The organism is Rheinheimera sp., assembly GCF_037442525.1.
Classification (GTDB): Bacteria; Pseudomonadota; Gammaproteobacteria; order Enterobacterales; family Alteromonadaceae; genus Pararheinheimera.
The window spans coordinates 15594-36492 of sequence record NZ_JBBIQD010000006.1 but is presented as its reverse complement, the minus strand read 5'-3'; the positions used below and the strand labels follow the sequence as shown (position 1 = coordinate 36492).

The 20899-nt window shown below is 52.8% G+C and carries 21 protein-coding genes; 16 read left to right on the top strand and 5 right to left on the bottom strand.

Going from position 1 to position 20899, the window contains the following annotated elements:
• Nucleotides 1-26: 26 nt before the first annotated feature.
• From WKJ03_RS10610 to argH, 3 genes are all read left to right on the top strand, one after another.
• Complete coding sequence (locus WKJ03_RS10610; RefSeq protein ID WP_337842178.1) at nt 27-941, top strand: ornithine carbamoyltransferase; 915 nt, start codon at nt 27-29, stop codon at nt 939-941.
• An 8-nt stretch (nt 942-949) separates the two neighbouring features.
• Nucleotides 950-2155, top strand: a complete 1206-nt coding sequence (locus WKJ03_RS10605) for an argininosuccinate synthase (RefSeq protein ID WP_337842177.1) — start codon at nt 950-952, stop codon at nt 2153-2155.
• A 78-nt stretch (nt 2156-2233) separates the two neighbouring features.
• Nucleotides 2234-3619 (top strand): argininosuccinate lyase, encoded by a 1386-nt coding sequence (gene argH / locus WKJ03_RS10600; protein WP_337842176.1) that lies wholly within the window; start codon nt 2234-2236, stop codon nt 3617-3619.
• On the opposite strand, the gene WKJ03_RS10595 is transcribed toward argH, so the two are convergent.
• Genes WKJ03_RS10595 through WKJ03_RS10585 form a run of 3 tightly spaced genes read right to left on the bottom strand, consistent with a single transcriptional unit; the run spans nt 3616 to nt 7319 of the window.
• A complete protein-coding gene (locus WKJ03_RS10595) occupies nt 3616-3972 on the bottom strand; it encodes a DUF1428 domain-containing protein (RefSeq protein ID WP_337842175.1) in 357 nt (118 codons plus the stop codon). The two genes, argH and WKJ03_RS10595, sit on opposite strands and share 4 nt — an antisense overlap.
• Nucleotides 3972-4631 carry a transporter substrate-binding domain-containing protein gene (locus WKJ03_RS10590; RefSeq protein WP_337842174.1) on the bottom strand — a complete coding sequence of 220 codons (660 nt, stop codon included), beginning with the start codon at nt 4629-4631 and terminating at the stop codon, nt 3972-3974. The genes WKJ03_RS10595 and WKJ03_RS10590 overlap by 1 nt, the downstream gene beginning before the upstream one ends.
• A 57-nt stretch (nt 4632-4688) precedes the next feature.
• Nucleotides 4689-7319, bottom strand: coding sequence for a PBP1A family penicillin-binding protein (locus tag WKJ03_RS10585; protein ID WP_337842173.1), 2631 nt, complete (start codon nt 7317-7319; stop codon nt 4689-4691).
• 140 nt (nt 7320-7459) lie between these two features.
• Between WKJ03_RS10585 and pilM the strand changes: the two genes are divergently transcribed.
• The 9 genes from pilM (at nt 7460) to WKJ03_RS10540 (ending at nt 16409) form a co-directional block, all read left to right on the top strand.
• Entirely contained in the window at nt 7460-8536 is a 1077-nt protein-coding gene (gene pilM, locus WKJ03_RS10580) for a type IV pilus assembly protein PilM (RefSeq protein WP_337842172.1), read from the top strand.
• Nucleotides 8524-9135: a PilN domain-containing protein gene (locus WKJ03_RS10575; RefSeq protein WP_337842171.1), complete on the top strand. Its 612-nt coding sequence runs from the start codon at nt 8524-8526 to the stop codon at nt 9133-9135. Before pilM ends, WKJ03_RS10575 begins: the two co-directional genes overlap by 13 nt.
• Nucleotides 9132-9767, top strand: coding sequence for a type 4a pilus biogenesis protein PilO (locus tag WKJ03_RS10570; protein WP_337842170.1), 636 nt, complete (start codon nt 9132-9134; stop codon nt 9765-9767). Before WKJ03_RS10575 ends, WKJ03_RS10570 begins: the two co-directional genes overlap by 4 nt.
• Entirely contained in the window at nt 9764-10318 is a 555-nt protein-coding gene (locus tag WKJ03_RS10565) for a pilus assembly protein PilP (RefSeq protein ID WP_337842169.1), read from the top strand. The genes WKJ03_RS10570 and WKJ03_RS10565 overlap by 4 nt, the downstream gene beginning before the upstream one ends.
• Complete coding sequence (locus tag WKJ03_RS10560; RefSeq protein ID WP_337842168.1) at nt 10315-11967, top strand: type IV pilus secretin PilQ family protein; 1653 nt, start codon at nt 10315-10317, stop codon at nt 11965-11967. The genes WKJ03_RS10565 and WKJ03_RS10560 overlap by 4 nt, the downstream gene beginning before the upstream one ends.
• A 144-nt stretch (nt 11968-12111) precedes the next feature.
• Nucleotides 12112-12630, top strand: a complete 519-nt coding sequence (gene aroK, locus WKJ03_RS10555; protein ID WP_337842167.1) for a shikimate kinase AroK — start codon at nt 12112-12114, stop codon at nt 12628-12630.
• 32 nt (nt 12631-12662) lie between these two features.
• Nucleotides 12663-13730 (top strand): 3-dehydroquinate synthase, encoded by a 1068-nt coding sequence (aroB, locus tag WKJ03_RS10550; protein ID WP_337842166.1) that lies wholly within the window; start codon nt 12663-12665, stop codon nt 13728-13730.
• Nucleotides 13727-15502 (top strand): SPOR domain-containing protein, encoded by a 1776-nt coding sequence (locus tag WKJ03_RS10545; RefSeq protein ID WP_337842165.1) that lies wholly within the window; start codon nt 13727-13729, stop codon nt 15500-15502. The genes aroB and WKJ03_RS10545 overlap by 4 nt, the downstream gene beginning before the upstream one ends.
• On the top strand, nt 15489-16409 hold the full coding sequence (locus WKJ03_RS10540) for a Dam family site-specific DNA-(adenine-N6)-methyltransferase (protein ID WP_337842164.1): 921 nt from the start codon (nt 15489-15491) through the stop codon (nt 16407-16409). The genes WKJ03_RS10545 and WKJ03_RS10540 overlap by 14 nt, the downstream gene beginning before the upstream one ends.
• A 111-nt stretch (nt 16410-16520) precedes the next feature.
• Here WKJ03_RS10540 and WKJ03_RS10535 read toward each other — a convergent pair whose 3' ends face one another.
• Both WKJ03_RS10535 and WKJ03_RS10530 read right to left on the bottom strand, forming a co-directional pair.
• Entirely contained in the window at nt 16521-16772 is a 252-nt protein-coding gene (locus WKJ03_RS10535) for a hypothetical protein (protein WP_337842163.1), read from the bottom strand.
• A 138-nt stretch (nt 16773-16910) separates the two neighbouring features.
• Nucleotides 16911-17660, bottom strand: coding sequence for a TorF family putative porin (locus tag WKJ03_RS10530; RefSeq protein ID WP_337842162.1), 750 nt, complete (start codon nt 17658-17660; stop codon nt 16911-16913).
• 237 nt (nt 17661-17897) lie between these two features.
• Here WKJ03_RS10530 and rpe point away from each other — a divergent pair, with 237 nt between their 5' ends.
• From rpe to WKJ03_RS10510, 4 genes are read left to right on the top strand one after another with little or no spacing between them, the layout of a single operon-like run.
• Nucleotides 17898-18578, top strand: a complete 681-nt coding sequence (rpe, locus tag WKJ03_RS10525; protein WP_337842161.1) for a ribulose-phosphate 3-epimerase — start codon at nt 17898-17900, stop codon at nt 18576-18578.
• Nucleotides 18575-19258 carry a phosphoglycolate phosphatase gene (locus WKJ03_RS10520; protein ID WP_337842160.1) on the top strand — a complete coding sequence of 228 codons (684 nt, stop codon included), beginning with the start codon at nt 18575-18577 and terminating at the stop codon, nt 19256-19258. The genes rpe and WKJ03_RS10520 overlap by 4 nt, the downstream gene beginning before the upstream one ends.
• Nucleotides 19259-20281 carry a tryptophan--tRNA ligase gene (trpS, locus tag WKJ03_RS10515; protein WP_337842159.1) on the top strand — a complete coding sequence of 341 codons (1023 nt, stop codon included), beginning with the start codon at nt 19259-19261 and terminating at the stop codon, nt 20279-20281.
• On the top strand, nt 20281-20898 hold the full coding sequence (locus tag WKJ03_RS10510; RefSeq protein WP_337842158.1) for an aminodeoxychorismate/anthranilate synthase component II: 618 nt from the start codon (nt 20281-20283) through the stop codon (nt 20896-20898). Before trpS ends, WKJ03_RS10510 begins: the two co-directional genes overlap by 1 nt.
• The last annotated feature ends 1 nt before the right edge of the window (nt 20899 follow it).

Below are 20899 nucleotides of genomic sequence, written 5' to 3'. Positions count from 1 at the left end.
AGCGCCTAGCGCATAAAGTGTGATTTATGAGTAAATTAACCCAGCTGCTGTGTATAGCTGATTTAAGTCAGAACCAGGTGGCCCACCTGCTGGATTTAGCCCTCGAAATTAAACGTGACCCAGACCGATTCTCTAGCGCCTTAAAAGGCCGCAGTATTGCACTGTTGTTTGAGAAACCTTCACTGCGTACCCGTGTCAGCTTCGACGTCGGCATCCACAAACTGGGTGGCCATTCGGTCTATCTGGATCAGCAAAATGGCGCTTTGGGTGTACGGGAGTCGGTGGAAGATTTTGGCAGCAACCTGGCTTGCTGGACTGACGCCATAGTGGCCCGGGTTTATTCACAAAAAACATTAGTGCAACTGGCGCAAAGCAGTAAAAAACCGGTGATTAATGCGCTCAGCGATTTGTATCACCCCTGCCAGGCTTTGGCCGATTTATTGACCTTAAAAGAGCATTATGGCGACTTGTCCAAAGTGCATCTGGCGTTCGTTGGCGATGGCAATAATGTCTGCCACTCGCTGATGCTGGGGGCGGCCATTTTAGGCATGACACTGACGGTGGTGACGCCGCAGGGCTTTGGTCCGGATGCCCATGTGCTGCTCAAAGCCCAGGCGCTGGCGGAACAAAGTGGCGCTAAACTGACGCTGAGTCAGCATGTGTCGGCCGCCGCAGGGGCCGATGCCATCTACACGGACACCTGGTTGTCGATGGGGGGCCGGGCGGACCCGGCGCTGATTGAACAACTGTTTGCGCCTTATCAGATTAATACGGCCGTGATGCAGCGCCTGGCCGTGAAACATTTTATGCACTGCCTGCCAGCTCACCGCGGCCAGGAAGTGACCAGCGAAGTGCTGGACAGCGACTGTTCGCTGGTACTGCAGCAGGCGGAAAACCGTATGCATGCACAAAACGCGGTGTTAGTCAGTTTATTCAGTTGAGGTTGAAGATGAGTATCAAAAAAGTTGTGCTGGCCTATTCAGGTGGTTTGGATACCTCGGCCATTGTGCCTTGGTTAAAAGAAAACTATGACTGTGAGGTCATTGCTTTTGTGGCCAACGTGGGTCAGGGCGATGATGAGCTCGCTGGTGTGGAAGAAAAAGCCATTAAATCCGGTGCCAGCAGCTGCTACGTGGTGGATTTACGCGAAGAGCTGATCAAAGAAGTGATTTACCCGACGCTGAAAACCGGCGCTGTGTATGAAGGTCAGTACCTGTTAGGTACCTCAATGGCCCGCCCTGTGATTGCCCGTGCCCAGGTCAAACTGGCGCTGGAGCTGGGCGCGGACGCGCTCTGTCACGGCTGTACTGGTAAAGGCAATGACCAGGTTCGTTTTGAGGGCGCCTTTGCTGCTTTGGCTCCGCACTTAAAAGTGATTGCGCCTTGGCGTGAATGGAGCTTCAACTCCCGTCAGTCGTTGCTGAACTACCTGGCAGAGAAAAACATTCCTACCACAGCGTCAGCCACCAAAATTTACAGCCGTGATGCCAACTTATGGCATATCTCGCACGAAGGTGGCGAGATTGAAAACCCGTGGAATGAACCGTCTGATCAGATCTGGATGTGGACCAAATCACCAGAGCAGGCACCGGACAAAGCTGAATACATTCAGCTGAGTTTTGAAAAGGGCGAGCTGACCAAGCTCAACGGCGACGTGGTGGACCCGGTAAAAGCCATTGAATTGCTGAACGCCATTGGGTCAGAGCACGGTGTTGGCCGTATCGACATCGTCGAAAACCGTTTAGTGGGCATGAAGTCCCGCGGTTGTTACGAAACCCCGGGTGGTACTATTTTAGTGGCGGCACTGCGTGCGCTGGAATCCCTGGTGTATGACCGCACCTCACTGAAATACCGTGAAGAAGTCGGCCTGGAGTTCGCCCAGCTGGTGTATGACGGCCGCTGGTTCACCCCACTGAAAGATGCCCTGCTCGCGGCAGCGACCTCGCTGGCCGATCAACTGACAGGTGACATCATGGTGAAACTGTACAAGGGCAATGTGACTGTGACACAGCGCCGTTCCAGCAACAGCCTGTACTCTGAAGCTTTTGCTACCTTCGAAGGGGACGAAGTGTACAACCAGAAAGATGCAGCCGGTTTTATCCGCCTGTACAGCCTGGCCAGCCGCATTCGTGCCTTAAAAGGCAGTATCGACTAACCAACGCTTTATTGTAGTCTGACTGCGGGGCCGGTTTTAGTCCGGCCCTTTTTTATGAATTCTCAGAGGGTAACAACCATGGCAATGTGGGGTGGACGTTTTACCGAAGCCAGTCTGGCTGAGTTCCGTGATTTTAACGACTCCTTAAGTTTCGATTATCAGCTAGCGCAGCAGGATATTGCTGCCTCGCGGGCCTGGACTGCCGGCCTGCTGGAAGCCGGCATTATCACGGCCGATGAAGCCGACCAACTGGATCATGCGTTGGCCGATTTAACGCTGGCGTTGGAGTCGAATCCTAAGTTGCCACTGGAAACTCAGGAAGAAGATATTCACAGCTGGGTGGAAAGCCAACTGCAGGCAAAAATTGGTGTGATAGCGAAAAAGCTGCACACAGGCCGCAGCCGCAATGATTTGGTCGCCACGGATTTACGGCTCTGGACCAAACTGAACAGTCAACAGGTTCGTCGCTTGCTGGTAGGTGCTATTGGGTCCCTGATCCAGTTTGCCGACCGTTTCCATGGTGCTGTGATGCCGGGCTTTACCCACCTGCAGCGCGCGCAACCTGTGCTGGTCAGCCACTGGGCTTTGGCCTATGTCGAAATGTTTAAACGGGATTTAAGCCGTCTGGATGATGCATTAGCACGGCTGGATGTGTGTCCATTGGGCTGTGGCGCCCTGGCAGGAACCGGCATTGCAATTGACCGTCATGCGCTTGCGCAGCGTCTTGGCTTTCAAAGCGCAGCACTGAACAGCCTGGACGCTGTGTCCGACCGGGATTATGTGGTGGAGGTTTCGGCCGCCGCATCGATTTGCATGACCCATTTATCCCGGTTATCAGAAGATGTGATTTTCTTCTGCTCCGGCGAAGCGGGCTTCTTTAAACTGGGCGACGCTATCAGCTCTGGCTCGTCCTTGATGCCGCAGAAGAAAAACCCGGATGTATTCGAGTTACTGCGGGGTAAAACCGGCCGGGTGCTGGGCCACCTGGTTGCTATTCTGCATACCTTAAAAGGCTTACCTTTGGCCTATAACAAAGATATGCAGGAAGACAAGCAAGGTTTCTTTGACCTGGTGGCGACCTGGCAGCAATGTTTGCTGGTGCTCTCTACCGTGCTGCCGCATTTGTCGGTGAATATCGAACGTTGCCGTGAAGCCGCTGAACTGGGCTACAGCAACGCCACCGATCTGGCAGACTATCTGGTGGGTAAAGGCATTGCGTTCCGCGATGCGCATGAAATCTCTGGTGAGTTGGTCTTGCTGGCTTCACGTGAGAAAAAGCCGCTGGAAGCGCTGAGCCTGTCGCAAATGCAGCAAGTCTGCCCGCTCATTAGCGACGATGTGTATCCGGCGCTGACCATTGAAGCGGGCCTGGCGAAACGTGGTGCTTTAGGCGGAACCTGCCCTAAACGGGTCGCCGAGGCGTTGGCGGCTGCCAAAGTCTGGTTTGAAAAGTTGTCAGCTTAAGCTTTTACCAGTAGACGAAAGCCGCCGTACGCCATACGGCGGCAATCAAATACCGGATCGTCCTGATCCATCATCTGGTGCACTCTGGGATCGGCCATCACCTTTTCGTTGACCGCATCCCGGTGGTCCTTGTCGTGGTAACTGATCCAGCTGAACACCACTGTTTCTTCTGTGCTGCAGCCCGCTTTATTCAGGAAACTGTCCACCCCGTCAATAGTCATGTCGTCCCCGACCGTTTCGACATACTCCACAGCACCGTATTCTTTCCAGATCAAAGCCGCTGCTGCCGCCATAGTTTTGTATTCATCCAGCCTGTGGCTGGCAATTGGAATTAAAAAGCCGTCGACGTACATTAGTTTTCTCCTGGAGTAAACTGAGGTAAACAACCTTGGATCGCCTGATTCAGCGCAGGCAAAAAAGCCTTGTTGGCTCTTTTGCTGAGGTAAAAGCCCCCTGCGACTTTATTGAACTCAAGGCGGGAGTAACGCTGCTTGCGCTGAGCCTGCAGACTGAGAAAGGTTTCTTCCGGAATTAACGCCAGATCAGCCCGTCCGGCGTCCAGCATATCCAGCTGAGTGCGAAAGTCCTCCACCAGCACGAGCTTCACGAAGCCACGCTCTTTGAGCTGCTCGACCTGCAACGACCCCCGTTTGACGACTATGCTCTTTTCTTTGGTCGGTATAGGGCGGGATGCCGTGCTCAGCCACAGATTGCGCACGTAAAACAGCTTTTCACTGGCAATAGCGTAGGTTTCCCGTTCTGCTGAAAAAATAGCCGGGTAGACCAGATCCAAATCGCCGGACGCAAGGGAATGAAAGAGCCGGGTTGTTGGGTAAGATTGCCAGGACCAGTGCAGATTGGAGCGCTGTTCAATGCAATAAAGTAATTGAGAGCGAAGGCTGTTGCCTGCTTTGCCTGGCAGCTCGTCACTAAAGCCGGTTGGGTAGCCTGCTTTGAGGGTGGGGTGAGCGACCAGGTTGAAACTGAAACAGGCAAGAATAATCAGACGCATAACACCTCCGGTTTTGCTGAATTATAGCCAGCAAAACCGGAGCTTATGCGCCATCTGTTAAAACAACTCGATTTCTTCCTGCGATTCTTTTGTTTCTGTCGGAACTGGAGACAGGGCCGAGTTGGCGTAAGTTTTGGGTTCAGTACCCTGAATAAAATACTCGAAGGTGCTGCTGTTGTCGGTCGCCTGGGTGAGCAGGCCGGTGCTCAGGTCAATCCGCACCGAGCTGATCCCGACAGGTGGCGGGGTAATAACTTGTGGTTTGCCGTCCAGGGCAAAACCAACAAACTCCTGCCAGGCAGGCAAGGCTGTTTTGGCACCAGATTCGCTGCCCGCTGTCTGGTCTTTGCCCAGATTGCTGTTCCAGACGGTTTTGCCCAGCCGGCTCTCAGCATCGTCAAAACCTACCCAGGTGGTGACTACCAGCTCAGGTGAGAACCCGGAGAACCAGGCGTCTTTGACGTCATTGGTGGTCCCGGTTTTTCCCGATAAATCCTGACGTTTCAGCTCACGCAACCTGTGTGCAGTCCCGACCCAGCCGCGGCCACCCCAAATGGAGCTTTTCAGCGCGTCGGCCACCAGAAAGGCATTTTGCGCTGAGATCACCCTTGGTGCATAAGGGGCTTCCTGAGAGACGAAGTCAGGGATCTCGGTTGGACTTTGTGGTGCAGGGGCCGCAAACTGAGCTTCCAGCTGCGCTTCCGGATCGGCCGCAAGAGCGTCGGCCGCGGCCTGCTGCTGTGCTTCAGCTTGTTGCCGGGCCTGGAGCACCGCCAGCTGGCCTGCTTTATCACGGGCTTCACACTCAGCACAGACAGCGACCGGCTGATGCTGATAAATCAGGTTGTTTTCATCATCCAGAATTTTGGTGATGAAATAAGGTTTCACCAGAAAGCCGCCGTTGGCAAAAGTGGCGTAACCAGTGGCAAGTTCCAACGGTGTCAGAGAGGCTGAACCTAAGGCCAGGGTTTCACTGTGTGGCAGGTCTTTTTCCCTGAAGCCAAATTTGGTCAGATGCTGGCGGGTTTTTTCTATACCCACAGTACGTAATAAGCGGATCGCGACCACGTTTTTCGATTTGGCCAGGGCTTCACGAATGCGGATAGGACCATCGTACACTTCCGGCGAGTTTTTGGGTCGCCAGGCCTGATTGGCGCCTTCATCCCACTCGTGGATAGGGGCATCATTCATCACTGTGGCCAGAGTCAGTTTATTGTCCAGCGCGGCAGAATAAATAAAAGGTTTAATATTGGAACCGACCTGACGGTTGGCCTGAGTCGCGCGGTTAAACTGGGTCATCGCAAAGCTGTAACCACCGACCAAGGCCTGCAGCGCACCATCTTTCGGACTGATAGCGACCAGAGCGCTGCTGACATTGGGGATTTGGCCCAGCCGCCAGCCAGACCCTGCGGGCCTCACCAGCACGTGCATCCCTGGCGCCAGCACTTCAGCCGCCGTTTTCGGCGCGTGGCTCTGACGGTCATGGCTGATAAACTTGCGTGCCCAGCTTAAACCATCCCAGTCAATCTGAATGGCGCGGCCGCCGGACAAAATAGCGCTGGCTTCACGGCCTGATACGGCGGTAATCACTGCTGGTGTCAAATCTTCCAGACCATCCTGTTCATCCAGATAAGCCAGGATTTCGGCGTCAGATAAACGCTCTTGCTCTGCAAACTGCACTGAGCCATCGGCCTGAGGCTGAGCAGTGGCTTGCCACAGGGTGGCAACGGGGCCGCGGTAACCATGACGCTCATCGTAACCAATAACGTTCTTTTGCACGGCTTCAACGGCTTTCGCCTGCAGTCGGGTGTCGACGGTTGTAAACACCTGAAAGCCTTTGGAATAGGCTTCGTCTTCCCCGTATTTAGCGACCACTTCCTGACGCACCATTTCGGCGACATAAGGGGCGGATGCAGTGATTTGTGCGCCATGCAGCTTGGACACTATAGGTTCCGCAATGGCGGCTTCGTATTGTTCCTTGGTGATGTATTTTTCTGCCAGCATGCGGCCAAGCACTATATTACGGCGAGTGCGGGCCCGGCTGGGTGAGCGCACCGGGTTCAACACGGACGGAGCCTGGGGCAAACCAGCGATAATGGCCATTTCGGACAAGGTCAAATCCTGAATGTTTTTGCCAAAATACACCTGGGCGGCGGCACCCACACCAAAAGAGCGTTGACCCAATTCAATTTTATTCAGGTACAGTTCCAGAATTTCATCTTTGCTCAGTTGCTGTTCAATCCGGATTGCGAGGAAAATCTCTTTGATTTTACGCAGGATCTTTTTTTCCCTGCTAAGGAAAAACTCGCGGGCTACCTGTTGGGTAATGGTGCTGGCGCCCTGGCGGGCTTCCCCGCTTAATGCTACGACAGTGGCGGCGCGTAACATGCCTATCACATCAATGCCTGGGTGTTCATAAAAGCGGTTGTCTTCAGTGGCCAAAACGGCTTTGAGCAGCAAGTCCGGCATTTCTTCCAGTTTTAGCGGAATACGGCGTTTTTCACCGAACTGTGAAATCAGTTGCCCGTCCTGACTGAATACCCGCATCGGGGTCTGCAGCTTGACTTCTTTTAGCGTGGCAACACTGGGCAAATCGTCTTTGACATAAAGATAAGCGCCGGCGATCGTCAGAACGCCACACATCAGACCCGCCAGAATCAGCAGTGTTATTTTTTTAAACCAGGACATCAGAACCCTCTGTCAGGCCACTTCAGGGCACAACACTGAAACGGAATGTTTTTCAGCCAACTTGGCCGCTACTTTGGCAGAAACCTACTAAGCTCAGTTCACAAGTCCAGTTAAATCATTCACCTGTATCACCTGAACTTATGCTGAACCGGCTCTTTCCACCTAAAAAAAACCTGATGCTGGGCGTCGATATCGGTTCCCACAGCATCAAAGCCGTGCTGCTTAGTCAGCAAGCCGGGCATTATAAAGTAGAAGCCATTGCAATTGAACCTATGCCTGCAGATGTGATGATGGACAGGGATATCCGTGATATTGAAGCCGTCAGTCAGGTGCTCAGCCGGGTCCGGCGGCAGATTGAGAAAACAGTGCGTTTTGTGGCGACAGCTGTATCCGGGGCTCAGGTGATCAGCAAAGTGATTTTGCTGAATGCGCAGCTGGATGATGCAGCCCTGGCGCGCCAGATTGAGCTGGATGCTGAAAGCCTGATCCCTTACCCCTTACATGAAGTCAGCCTGGATTTTGAAGTGCTGGGGCAGGACAGCAGAACAGGGCAAGCTCAGGTGCTGCTGACGGCAGCCCGCACTGTCACTGTGCAAAGCCGGGTCAGCGCTTTGGAGCAGGCCGGGTTTCTGACCAAAGTGGTGGATGTGGAAAGTGCCGCCTTAAGCAGGGCTGTTCCGCTTTGTTATGCCCAGTTGCCTGCCGACGCTATGGGGAAAAGGGTCGCGGTACTGGATATAGGGGCCAGCCTGACGCTGCTGTGCATAGTGCAGGGGGAACAGCTGCTGTACAGCCGGGATCTGGCCTTCGGCGGCCAGCACTACACCAATGCGATCGCCAGCTTTTATGGCAAAACATCCGCTGAGGCCGAGCGGGCCAAACAGCTGGGGGATTTACCTCCCAGCGCCAGCTTTGAAGTCACAGCCCCTTTTCAAACCCAGTTGTTGCAACAGCTGCGCCGCGCTTTGCAAATGTACCTGACTACCAGCGGCAACGAACAGGTGGATTATATTTTGCTGTCCGGTGGTTCAGCCTGCTTGCCCGGACTGGCGCAATTGCTGGCGGATGAACTGGCCATTCATACGGTGCTGGCGGATCCTCTGGGTCAGATGCACTGGGGGCCTGCTGCAGACAAAGGGCGTTATGCCCAGCACAGCTGTGCGTTGTTAATCGCCTGTGGCCTGGCTTTACGGGGGTTCTCATCATGTCATTTGTAAACCTGCTGCCCTGGCGGGAAGCGGCCCGTAAACAGCGTCAACTGAAGTATTTGCAGCAACTGGGCCAGGTGGCGTTGCTGACCTTTGGTGTGATGTTTCTGCTGATGTGGCTGGTACAGGCGATGACAGCAGGTCAGCAGGTCAGAAACGGCCTGCTGGAGGCCGAAATTCAGCAGTTGGATAAAAAACTGTATGAAATCCGCTTACTGAACCAGAAGAAAAAAGATTTGGAACAGCGACTGGCACTGATTGAACAACTGCAGCAAAGACGCAACCTGGGGACCCAGATCTTTGATCAGATTGCTCAAACTGTGCCTGATGGGGTCTTTCTGACCGGCATGGACAAAAAAGCCAATCAGCTGTTACTGACCGGCCGCAGTGAATCCAATAACAGGCTGTCCACTTTACTGCGGCAGGTGGAGCAGTCCAGTTTATTTCGCCAGCCACTGCTGGAGTTTATTCAGGCCGATGTGGAAGACCAACGTGGTTTGAGCGATTTTAAAATGCATATGCTGATCCTGGGAGCCGAACCAGTGGCCCCACCGCCTGAAACGCAGGGTAAGGGAAAAAAGGCGAAAAAAGCCGGGGCTAAATCATGAATCTGAACCTGAATTTATCGGAACTGGATTTATCGGAGCTGGATTTCAGCAATATGGGTTCGTGGCCGAAAGCCGGTCGTATGGCGCTGGCGGCACTGTTGGCTCTGTTGGTGGTGATTGGCAGTTATTTGTTTCTGGTTGACCCGGCGCTGAGCCTGTTACAGGCAGAACAACAAAAAGAGCAGGAGCTCAGGCAAAGTTACCGCAGTAAATACAATCTGGCGGTGAATCTGCCTTTGTATCAGCAGCAGATGGAGCAGATGGAACAGATGCTGGCGGGGTTGCTGCAGCAGTTACCTGGCAGCCGGGAGACCCCAGGTATGTTAGATGACATTACGTTTGCCGGTACTTCGGTGGGGTTAAGTTTTGTCCGTATTCACTGGATGCCGGAAATCGAAAAAGAATTTTACACCGAACTGCCGATCCAGATAGAGGTGCAGGGTGACTATCATCAGGTCGGGCGTTTTGTCAGTGCAGTGGCGGCTTTGCCCCGTATTGTCACTTTGCATGATTTTCAGTTGAAAACCACAGAAACTGCCGGGCTGAATTTTGCTGTGGTGGCCAGGACATACCGGTACAAAGAGCCTCAGGCGGCGCCTGCAACACCTGCTAAAAGCGGGGCAACCTTATGAAACCTCATATTTTGTTGCTGGGGTCTGTGCTGCTTGGCGGCTGTTTTGATAACAGCGACGATATCCGGCTTTTTATGCAGGAAGTGCAACAAAATGCAGTGGCCACAGTGCCTGCGCTGAAACCTGTAAATGCGTTTGAACACCAGCCTTATCAAAGTTATCTGGGTCGCAGCCCTTTTGTGATGCCTGAGCCTGCGCAGGGAGCTGTTGCGGCTACTGGCAGAGCGGGTTGTTTGCAGCCCGAGGCCGGACAGTCAAAGCAGCCGTTGGAGCTGGTAGCGCTGGATACCCTTTCCATGAAAGGTACCTTAGGTGCCAATGGTCTGCTGTGGGCCTTATTGCAGGATGCTGAGCAGAAATTGCACCGGGTGACAGTGGGGGATCGGCTGGGGCTGTTTTACGGCGAAATCCGTCAGGTGCGCCCGGATAAAGTGTTGATCGATGAGTTGGTGCCTGATGGCTCCGGCTGCTTTATCCGGCGGAAAACAGAATTACAACTGGAGTTGCCGGCCACACCAACTGGCCAGCTGCAGGGGGGGAGGGGAGCATGAACAGATGGATGGCCGCTATTGGGGTGTGCTGGACTATGGCCGCCGCCGCCCAGCCACAGAATCAGATCGACGCCATAGATTTCCGCCGCACGGCTGAAGGGGAAGGCAAAGTGCTGGTTTCTCTGTCCAGTCCGGCTATTGCTGTTGATGTCAGTTCAGATGGTCAGCGGATCCAACTGGATTTTCTGCAGACCCGGCTGCCGGATGAATTATTGTATCAACTGGATGTGCTGGATTTTGCCACTGTGGTGCAGGGCATCGAAACCTTCAGGCAAGACCAGAATGCCCGGCTGGTGATCAGCAATTTGTCGGAGGTGGACTACAGATACTATCAGCTGGACAGTAGCTTTGAGCTGATTGTGCAGAAAAAAGCAGAGCAGCAGGCTGTCGCTCCGGGCCCTTATGTTGGCAAGCCCATTTCGCTGAATTTTCAGGATGTGCCCGTGCGCACGGTGCTGCAGATCATTGCAGATTATACAGGCTTTAACCTGGTGACCAGTGACTCAGTGAGTGGCAATATTACGTTGCGACTCGATGGTACGCCCTGGGATCAGGCGCTGGATATGGTGCTCAAGGTGCGCGGGCTGGATAAACGTCTGGAAGGCAATATTCTGCTGATAGCCCCTTCGGAAGAGCTGGCAGCCAGGGAGGCCCGTGAGTTGCAGGCACAGCAACAGGTTGAACAGCTCGAACCTCTGACGTCAGAATTTCTGACTGTCAATTATGCCAAAGCGGCCGATTTGGCCGCATTGCTGAACAACAAAGAGGCCACCTTGTTGTCGGAGCGGGGCAATGTCTCTGTGGACGAGCGTACCAACACCTTGTTGGTCAAAGACAACAGGCGCAGCATCGACAATATCCGGCGTCTGTTGCGCCGCCTCGACGTGCCGGTGAAACAGGTACTGATCGAATCCCGGATGGTGACTGTACGCGACAATGTGCGGGACGAAATTGGTATTCGCTGGGGCTTCAGTGATCAGCAAAACAATAATGCCTGGTCCGGCAATGCCAGCGGCGCCAATGATTTAGCCGGAGGCACTGTGCCCTCATTGGGAGACAGATGGAATGTGAATTTACCTGTGGCCAATCCGGCGGGCAGCCTGGCCTTTCATGTCACCAAGTTTGCCGACGGCACTTTACTTGATCTGGAGTTATCTGCACTCGAGCAGGAAAACAAAGGCGAAATTATTGCCAGCCCCCGTATTACCACCGCCAATCAGAAAAAAGCCAGGATAGAGCAGGGTACTGAAATCCCTTACCTGGAAGCTTCCAGCAGTGGCGCCACTACTGTGACCTTTAAAAAAGCGGTGTTAAGTCTGGAAGTGACACCACAAGTGACACCGGACAACAAAATTATCCTGGATCTGGAGATCACCCAGGACACCAGGGGCGAGACGGTGTCTACCGGAAATGGACCGGCCCAGGCTATTGATACTCAACGTATTCAAACCCAGGTGCTGGTCGATAATGGCGCCACTGTGGTGCTGGGGGGGATCTATCAGCAGCAGTACACCAACACGACCTCCAAGGTACCTGTGCTTGGTGATATTCCTGTGATGGGGCGTTTATTCCGGCGCAACAACGACTTTAATGAAAAAACCGAACTGTTGATTTTTGTCACCCCCAGAATACTGACAGAGCAACGCTGAGCTGGCCCCCATCACAGCAGGGGGCCAGCCAAAATTCGCTTGCCAAGCCAAAGCCATTGCTGACATAATTCACCGCTTCAAATTTTCGTGGGAGCTTTCGCGTCCTGATAATTAACCTTCAAAGTTAGCGCAGCAGCATTACGTATGGCAGAAAAACGCAATATCTTCCTTGTAGGCCCAATGGGTGCAGGTAAAAGTACAATTGGCCGTCATTTAGCAGAAATGCTTCATTTAGAATTCTACGACTCTGATCAGGAAATAGAACGCCGCACAGGTGCAGACATTGCCTGGGTATTCGATCTGGAAGGTGAAGAAGGATTCCGTGTCCGCGAAGAGAACGTGATTTCGGATCTGACCGAATTACAAGGCATTGTGCTGGCCACTGGTGGTGGTTCAGTGTTAAGCAAAGAAACACGTAACCGTTTGTCGGCACGTGGCATAGTGGTGTATCTGGAAACCCCGATCGAAAAACAAGTGGCCCGTACCCAAAGGGATAAACGCCGTCCATTATTGCAGACCAAAGAAGAACCACGCGAAGTGCTGGTGCGTCTGGCCGATGAACGTAATCCGCTGTACGAAGAAATCGCCGATTTCACGATCCGGACCGACGAGCAGAGTGCCCGTGCCGTGGCCAACCAGATTGTTGAACAACTGGGTTTTTAACGACGACTACTGACAGGAAAGGAGAGCTGTGAATGCAAAAAGTTGAAGTCCAACTTGGAGAGCGCAGCTACCCTATCCTGATCCAATCCGGGTTATTTCAGCAAGACCTGCAGCCGATGCTGCCAGCAGCCCGGCAGGTGGTGATTATCTCCAATCCGCTGGTGGCTGATTTATACCTTGAGCCTGTGCAGGCGCTGTTCAGCCAGGCTGAAGTACGCCATTTTCTTATTCCCGATGGTGAAGCCTACAAAACCCTGAGCTCTTTTGAGCAGGCGCTCTGCTTTTTGCTGGAGCATAAAATCAACCGTGACGTTCTGCTTGTAGCATTGGGCGGCGGTGTCATTGGTGATTTAACGGGTTTTGTCGCAGCCTGCTACCAGCGTGGTGTGCGTTTTGTGCAAGTTCCCACCACTTTATTGTCTCAGGTGGATTCCTCTGTCGGCGGAAAAACTGCGGTGAACCACCCACTGGGCAAAAATATGATCGGCGCTTTTAAGCAACCAGAGCTGGTGCTGATCAATACCTCAGTGCTGGATACCCTACCCAAACCTGAGTTTGCGGCCGGTATGGCAGAAGTGGTGAAGTATGCCTTAATTGCCGACCTGGCGTTTTTCAACTGGCTGGAACAGCAGCAGCAGGCCATCCAGGCCAGAGATAAAGCAGTACTGGCAGAGATGATCCGGCATTGCTGCCAGATGAAAGCCGATATTGTCAGCCGGGATGAAACAGAGCAGGGCGAACGGGCGCTGCTGAATTTAGGTCACACCTTTGGTCATGCCATTGAAGCGCACCTGGGGTATGGCGACTGGTTGCACGGTGAAGCTGTGGCAGCTGGAATGGTGATGGCTGCCAGGGTTGCACACAGCCGCGGTGGTTTAAGCTCAGATGAGCTGGAGCGGATCATTTTATTGTTGCAGGCCTTTGATTTGCCTGTGGTACCACCTGAAGGCATGCGCATTCAGGACTTTATGCCTTATATGAAAACCGACAAAAAAGTACAGGCAGGTAAAATGCGCTTTATTTTACCTGTGGCTTTAGGGCAAAGTGCTATTGTCGACAATGTCACTGAATCTGAACTACTGACTATCTTCAGTTTATGAACAAACCTGCACTTCAACAGCGTCTGACTCAGCACTCCGGTTTGCTGGACTCTCAGCGTCAGTTACTGCAACGCTTATTGCTGCAACTGGAATTTAACCGGCCGGAACGGTTGCAACTGATCGGTAGCAGCGGCAGTGGCAAAAGCACCCTGATGCTGGCGCTGGCCGAAATTTGCTCTGAACATTTTAATCTGGCACTGCTGCAGGCCGAACCGGGCCTGAAACCGGTGGATATGCTCAAAGTGATGCAGCAGCACTGGTTTGGTGTGCAGCCTTTGCCACGGGCTTTACCGGAATTTTTTGCCCAGCTGCAGCCGAAAGAGCCATTTTTACTGCTGATTGACGATGCAGACCAACTGTCTGATGAATGCTGGCAATTGGTGCAGCAATTACCGGTCAGTGTGTTTATTTCGGTGTTGCAGCCGAAAACTGAAATCCGTCTGGCGATGCATCTGTTGCCTGTCACGGAGCAGGAGCTGCGCGATCTCTTGTTGCCTTATGGGTTGCCTGAGCGTGAAGTGCTGGAGCGAATCGATGATTGTGCCGGCGACTTGCATCTGTTGTTTGTTGGGCTTTCCCGTAACCCGGTCCAGCGCCAGTTTAAAGCCGAACACAAAGTCAAAGCACCACAACAGGCTGTCCAAACGGGCTTTAGCTCAGTGGATGACGACGAGGAAGTCCCGGTCTTTATCAGCACTCAGGACAACTCTGATCCTGTAGGTTTAAGGGCGATTCGGACCGAGCAGGAACAGAATCTGTCGTTTGAAACTGAAGTCCGGCCGCCAAGAACAGCTCATGCGCCTGTGAAAGCCTCCACCGCTTCCGGTCAGTTTTTTTCACCTTTTCTGGTGATGAGCATAGGTTTCAGTCTTATTGCGGCTGTGGTGATGTTCTGGCTTTGGTCGGAACAGCAATTCCGCCAGCCGGTCGCCCCAGACCTGGTCCCACATTACCCGAATGCCAGTGCCAGCGCGACTTCTGAGCAGCGTTTGGCTGTGTCCGTACCTGTGGTAAAAGGCCCGGATGTGCAGGACCAGCTGGAGCAGGCAAAAACAGCCAAAGGCACCGAAGTGGGGACCATCAGCAGGCCAGCCTTCAGTGATAACGCAATGCCGCAGATGGCGCTGCCGAAAACGGCAGCCCCTGCAACCCAAGTGGCTGAGCCTGAACAGGCCGTCACTGAACAGGCAGAGGTTGAACAGCAGCCGCAGCAAGTGGTCAGCAGCGTGGCAACCGACACGGCCGCGACAGAACCTCAGGCAGACAGCCCGGCTGCTGCTCAGGATGAAACCGCGATCCCGGAGCCTGTTGCGTCGGAGCCGGAACCACAACCTGTACCTGAGCAGGTTCAGCAAGCACCAGTCCAAGCGGCAGAAGTGCAACAAGCTGCGGTGTCTCAGAATGATGAACTTCTGGCTGAAATGGCCGAAGAAAATGCAGCCAAACCCGCGACCAGCGACAAGGCATCAGGTCTGGATGAACAGGTATTGCTGGCGATGTTGCCAGACACTGTGGCCATTCAGCTTGGCGTCTATTCACAATTGAGTGCCGCACGAGGCTTTATCAACAAATATAAAAACCTGAATCTGCAACTGTACCAGCGTCAGCAGCAGGGCAAAAACCAGTTTGTGGTGGTGTCCGCGTCCTATGTCAATGGCACTGCGGCCCGGCAGCAGGTGAAGACCCTGCCGGAAGAGTTACGACAGCAAACCCCTTTTGTGAAGAGCCTGACCGACATCCAGCGGGAGATCCGAAATTTTGCCGGCCAATAAAAATGCTTCTGACAAAGCAGGCAAAAGCCGGGCTTTTCTGAAATGGGCAGGTGGCAAATTTAATCTGGTGGATGCCATCCGTCAGCAACTGCCGGCTGGCCCATTGTTAGTCGAACCTTTTGTTGGCGCAGGTTCGGTGTTTCTGAACACTGATTATCCGGCTTATCTGCTCAATGATATCAATGCTGATCTGATCCATTTGTACCAGCTGTTGCAGCAACGGCCACAGGCTTATATTCAGGATGCTGCGGGGCTGTTTAATGACAGCGCCAATCAGAAGAGCAGTTATCTGGCGTTTCGGGAGCAGTTTAATCAGAGCCAGGACAGCTACGAGCGATCCTTATTATTTTTGTACCTGAACCGGCATGGTTATAACGGTTTATGCCGTTACAACAGCAGCGGTAAATTTAATGTGCCTTTTGGCAGCTACAAAAAACCCTACTTTCCGGAGCAAGAATTGTGGTTTTTTGCAGAAAAAGCGCAACGGGCCCGTTTTGTCTGTATGTCCTATGAGCAGCTGTTTGCCAGCCTGAAAGCACCGGCCGTGGTTTATTGCGACCCGCCTTACGTACCACTGAGCCGCACTGCCAGTTTTACGTCTTATGCCAAAAACAGTTTTAATCTGGATGATCAGGCGCAGTTGGCTAATCTGGCCGAACAGGCACAGCGGGATGGCATGACAGTCTTGATCAGCAACCATGACACCACGCTGACTCGCAAGTTGTATGAAAACTCCGGCTTAAGTTCATTGCAGGTGGGGCGTTCCATTAGCCAGAAAGGCAGCAGCAGGGGCAAGGTTGCCGAATTATTTGCCTTGTACCAGGCCCGTCAGGACAGCACAGTGGTGACAATCAACAGTAACACTGTGACAAACAGAGCTGTGACTAAAATACCGGCGATCAAATAAGGCCAGATGGATTTTTGTTCGAAATCGGCCTGACGCTGTTGTTCAGACTGCACACCAATCAGAGCACCTAAAACGGCTTTACCCAGCTGCTTCAGCGAAGGGCCAGCCACTTCAGTTCCTGCTGTGACTGAATCTGTTTAACAACTCCAACAGGTCGACAAAGTGAAACTGAGTGGAGCGGCTGTTGCCCTGTAACCAGTTGAACCAGCTTTGCTGTGGCTGGCATTCGGTGTTCAGGCTGCTGTCGGCGGAAAACTGTGCAACACAAGGCGCCAAAAGAGGATTTTTAATCTGGACAACCAGCAGAGCAGCTGCAGCGATGGCTACCAAGGCACCGAAACGGAGCTTTGAACGGGTTTTCATCTGCGATCCTCGCTGGTCAATAAGTGTGCCGAATCATACTCAACTTTAGCGATGTATACAACTGGTTAACTTATGTTCAGCGCAGAAAGACCTGAGGGTGGCACTGGTCCGCCAGGCGGACCAGCCCAGGATGCCGGATCAGAAGCTTTTGCTGACCGTCAGTACAATACGGCTGTCACATAAATAACATTCGGCTGAATCGTCAACGCTGGTATCGGCGTACTTGACTGCAACGCCGGCACCGAGGATTTCGCCACTTAAGCCAACACTCCAGTCAATGTACGAATCATCAGTGGTTGGGCCGGCCGCCAGAAAGGTTTCAAACTCTGCGGCGTCTTCAAAGGCGTTGTAGCCGAAGTGCAGATCCAGCGCCATGCTTTCTACCAACGGGTATTTGTAGTCGGCCGACAGATAATAGTAGTCATCCACACCGGCACCAAAATAATCCGGCGAGTAAGCCAGGCCCAGGGTCCATTTGTCATAAAAGAACTTGGCGTAACCTTCATAGAAGTTAAACTCAGTCTCGCCATTGTCTCCTTCCGGGTACATGTATTCCATGGCGCCAACATCAATGCTCCATTCTTCATTCAGCGCACCAGTCCAGCCAACCAGCACATCCAGTTCCATGCTGCCTTCACCAAACTTAATGTTGGAACCCCAGGTGGACAGGTAGAAACCGGATTCGCCAGCTAAAGTAAAACCACCCTGAATAGCCGGGCCTTCGTCGGTTTGTGAAATACCACGGAATAAATAATCGGATGTCAAAGCCACATTACCGCTCAGCGTGGCTGCATTGGCAGACAGGCTGGCGGTCAATGCAGTAGCCAGCAAACTCAGCTTTAACCAACGACTTGTTGCGTGTTTTCCCATACTGGATGTTTTTGTCATGTTATATGCCCTTATCTGATAGTTCCCGTTCAGGTTATTCCATTTCTGTGCCATAGCTAAAAATCTTTATAAATCATCTAGATGACATATATGCTTTAGTTGCATGCAGAATTAATGTCCAGTTTTGGTGCGTTGTCGCCTGCTTTTTGTGCAGAAATGGGGCCGACCTGACAGGTGATTTTTTCCAGTAAATTCAGTAAAGTCTGGACCTCTGTAGTCTTTGCTCATGGAAATCAGATGCGTCAGCCTTTCTGGATAGCTCCTTCAATTTTATCCGCCGATTTTGCCCGTTTGGGCCAGGATGTGTCTGCTGTACTGGCAGCAGGAGCGGATCTGGTGCATTTTGATGTGATGGACAACCACTATGTGCCGAATCTGACCTTTGGCCCAATGCTGTGTCAGGCTTTGCGCAATTACGGTATCAAGGCACCTATAGATGTGCATTTGATGGTTGAAAATGTCGACAGTCTGGTACCGGCATTTGCCCAGGCCGGTGCGTCCATCATCAGTTTTCATCCTGAAGCTTCACGTCATATCGACCGGACTTTACAGCTGATCCGTCAGCAGGGCTGTCAGGCCGGTCTGGTGTTTAACCCGGCCACTCCCTTGAGTTATCTGGACTATGTACTGGATAAGGTGGACCTGGTGCTGCTGATGTCGGTGAATCCGGGTTTTGGGGGGCAGTCTTTCATTCCGTCCACCTTAAAAAAGCTGGAACAGGCCCGCGCCTTAATTGATCAATCGGGTCTGTCGATCCGGCTGGAGGTGGATGGCGGGGTCAAACAGGACAATATTGCAGACATTGCTGCGGCAGGCGCAGATACCTTTGTGGCGGGCTCAGCCATATTTGCCCAGCCGGACTATCAGGCAGTGATTGCGCAGATGCGCTCGGAGTTGGCCAAGGTGCAGGCAAAGTGACGTCCCTTCGCTGTATTGCTTTTGATTTGGACGGCACTCTGGTTGACAGTGCACCTGATATTCTGCCTGCGTTAAATCAGACTTTGTCTGAACTCGGCTTGCCTCAGGTGGTTCTGGAACAGGTGCAGCACTGGCTGGGAAATGGGATGCAGATGCTGCTTAAACGTGCTCTGACCGGGGCCATGCAGCCATCCTGGGTGGCTCCCGAGCTGCTGGAGCGAGCGAAAGCACTTTTTATTGAGTCCTACCATCAGACCAATGGTCAATACACTGTGTTGTTTCCAGGGGTAAAAGAGGTGCTGTCAGAGTTGAGTCAAAGTTACCGTTTGGCGGTCACGACAAACAAACCCCGTCAGTTCAGCCAGCCTTTATTACACAGCCTTGGCATAGCCCCTTACTTTTCTCAGCTGGTCTGTGCCGATGATGTGCCACACGCCAAACCTGCGCCAGATATGCTGTACAAGTTGGCGGAACTGGAACAGCTGTTGCCTGCCCAGCTGTTGCTGGTGGGGGATTCTGAAAACGATATATTTGCCGCCAGAGCGGCCGCTTTGCCTGTATTTGCCCTGAGCTACGGGTATAATCACGGCCAATCCATCGAACTTAGTCAGCCGGACCTGGTACTGCACGATTTTCGTCAGTTGCCGCAGGCGATCCGGCAATACGTACAGGAAAGTTAAATGTCTGCAGTTTCTTCAGCCTCGAAACCTACAGTATTGAGTGGCGCTCAGCCCTCTGGTCAGCTCACTATTGGCAATTATCTGGGCGCGTTGCGGCAGTGGGACAAGATGCAGGATGACTATGATTGCCTGTACTGCATTGTGGACCTGCATGCTATTACGGTTCGTCAAGAGCCACAGGCGCTGCGGAATGCCTCGTTAGACAGTCTGGCGCTGTATTTGGCTTGTGGTATTGATCCAAAACGTTCAACTGTTTTTATGCAAAGCCATGTGCCAGAGCACAGCCAGCTGAATTGGGTGCTGAACTGTTACACCCAGTTTGGTGAACTGAGTCGGATGACCCAGTTTAAGGATAAGTCAGAGCGCCACAGCAATAACGTCAATGCCGGTTTGTTTACTTACCCTGTGTTAATGGCCGCTGACATTCTGGTGTACAACGCCCATCAGGTACCGGTAGGTCATGATCAGAAACAGCATCTGGAACTGGCCCGTGATGTGGCAATGCGGTTTAATGCCTTGCACGGTGATACCTTTGTGGTGCCAGAACCTTATATCCCGCCTGTGGCGGCCCGGGTGATGAGCCTGCAGGACCCAACGAAAAAAATGTCCAAGTCGGATGAGAACCCCTGGAACTTCGTAGGGCTGTTGGAAGATCCGAAAATGATCAGCAAAAAATTCAAAAAGGCGATGACTGATTCTGACGACCCGCCACGGGTGTATTTTGATCTGGAAAACAAAGCCGGTGTGGCCAACCTGCTGAGTATTTTAAGTGGGGTGACCGGCAAATCCATTGAGGTCCTGGTGTCAGAGTACGAAGGCAAAATGTACGGTCACCTGAAAACGGATGTGGCGGATGCGGTGATTGCACTGCTGGAACCTGTGCAGCAGAAATTCAAAGAAATACGTGCGGACCAAAACCTGATGAACCAGGTGCTGCGCCAGGGCGCCGAACAGGCCAGAGCCCGTGCTGCCACTACGCTGAAACAGGTGTATGACGCCGTAGGTTTTGTGTTACCTGCCTGATGTTACTGCTGCTGGATAACTACGATTCTTTTACCTATAACCTGGTTCAGTACTTTGCTGAACTGGGGCAGCAGGTGTTGGTTCGCCGCAATGATGAAGTCAGCCTGACCCAGATTGCCGCGATGAAACCTGATTATCTGGTGATTTCGCCGGGCCCCTGTAGCCCGGATCAGGCTGGTATTTCGCTGGATGCGATCCGGCATTTCGCCGGTCAGTTGCCTATTTTAGGGGTCTGTCTGGGTCATCAGGCGATAGCTCAGGTGTTTGGTGCCACAGTGGTGCGAGCGCCACAGGTGATGCATGGTAAAAACAGCCCGATAGGCCATCTTGGGACCGGGCTTTTTACGGGCCTGAATAGCCCCTTGAGCGTCACCCGCTACCATTCTTTACTGGTGGAGCGGGAAAGCCTGCCTGACTGTTTCGAGATCACGGCCTGGACAGAGTCCGGTGAGATTATGGGCTTACAACACAAGCATCTGCCGCTGGCGGGGGTGCAATTTCATCCCGAAGCCATATTAACGGAACAAGGGCATCAGTTATTGCAGAATTTTCTGACACAAGCAGATAGACTGAAGCATAATGATAAAAACTGCAGTCACAGTCCCGAAAATTTCTGAG

Excerpts from the sequence above, each read along its gene's own strand:
- WKJ03_RS10610 (WP_337842178.1), top strand. The coding sequence starts at position 27 with ATGAGTAAATTAACCCAGCTGCTGTGTATAGCTGATTTAAGTCAGAAC.
- WKJ03_RS10605 (WP_337842177.1), top strand. The coding sequence starts at position 950 with ATGAGTATCAAAAAAGTTGTGCTGGCCTATTCAGGTGGTTTGGATACC.
- argH (WP_337842176.1), top strand. The coding sequence starts at position 2,234 with ATGGCAATGTGGGGTGGACGTTTTACCGAAGCCAGTCTGGCTGAGTTC.
- WKJ03_RS10595 (WP_337842175.1), bottom strand. The coding sequence starts at position 3,972 with ATGTACGTCGACGGCTTTTTAATTCCAATTGCCAGCCACAGGCTGGAT.
- WKJ03_RS10590 (WP_337842174.1), bottom strand. The coding sequence starts at position 4,631 with ATGCGTCTGATTATTCTTGCCTGTTTCAGTTTCAACCTGGTCGCTCAC.
- WKJ03_RS10585 (WP_337842173.1), bottom strand. The coding sequence starts at position 7,319 with ATGTCCTGGTTTAAAAAAATAACACTGCTGATTCTGGCGGGTCTGATG.
- pilM (WP_337842172.1), top strand. The coding sequence starts at position 7,460 with ATGCTGAACCGGCTCTTTCCACCTAAAAAAAACCTGATGCTGGGCGTC.
- WKJ03_RS10575 (WP_337842171.1), top strand. The coding sequence starts at position 8,524 with ATGTCATTTGTAAACCTGCTGCCCTGGCGGGAAGCGGCCCGTAAACAG.
- WKJ03_RS10570 (WP_337842170.1), top strand. The coding sequence starts at position 9,132 with ATGAATCTGAACCTGAATTTATCGGAACTGGATTTATCGGAGCTGGAT.
- WKJ03_RS10565 (WP_337842169.1), top strand. The coding sequence starts at position 9,764 with ATGAAACCTCATATTTTGTTGCTGGGGTCTGTGCTGCTTGGCGGCTGT.
- WKJ03_RS10560 (WP_337842168.1), top strand. The coding sequence starts at position 10,315 with ATGAACAGATGGATGGCCGCTATTGGGGTGTGCTGGACTATGGCCGCC.
- aroK (WP_337842167.1), top strand. The coding sequence starts at position 12,112 with ATGGCAGAAAAACGCAATATCTTCCTTGTAGGCCCAATGGGTGCAGGT.
- aroB (WP_337842166.1), top strand. The coding sequence starts at position 12,663 with ATGCAAAAAGTTGAAGTCCAACTTGGAGAGCGCAGCTACCCTATCCTG.
- WKJ03_RS10545 (WP_337842165.1), top strand. The coding sequence starts at position 13,727 with ATGAACAAACCTGCACTTCAACAGCGTCTGACTCAGCACTCCGGTTTG.
- WKJ03_RS10535 (WP_337842163.1), bottom strand. The coding sequence starts at position 16,772 with ATGAAAACCCGTTCAAAGCTCCGTTTCGGTGCCTTGGTAGCCATCGCT.
- WKJ03_RS10530 (WP_337842162.1), bottom strand. The coding sequence starts at position 17,660 with ATGACAAAAACATCCAGTATGGGAAAACACGCAACAAGTCGTTGGTTA.
- rpe (WP_337842161.1), top strand. The coding sequence starts at position 17,898 with ATGCGTCAGCCTTTCTGGATAGCTCCTTCAATTTTATCCGCCGATTTT.
- trpS (WP_337842159.1), top strand. The coding sequence starts at position 19,259 with ATGTCTGCAGTTTCTTCAGCCTCGAAACCTACAGTATTGAGTGGCGCT.
- WKJ03_RS10510 (WP_337842158.1), top strand. The coding sequence starts at position 20,281 with ATGTTACTGCTGCTGGATAACTACGATTCTTTTACCTATAACCTGGTT.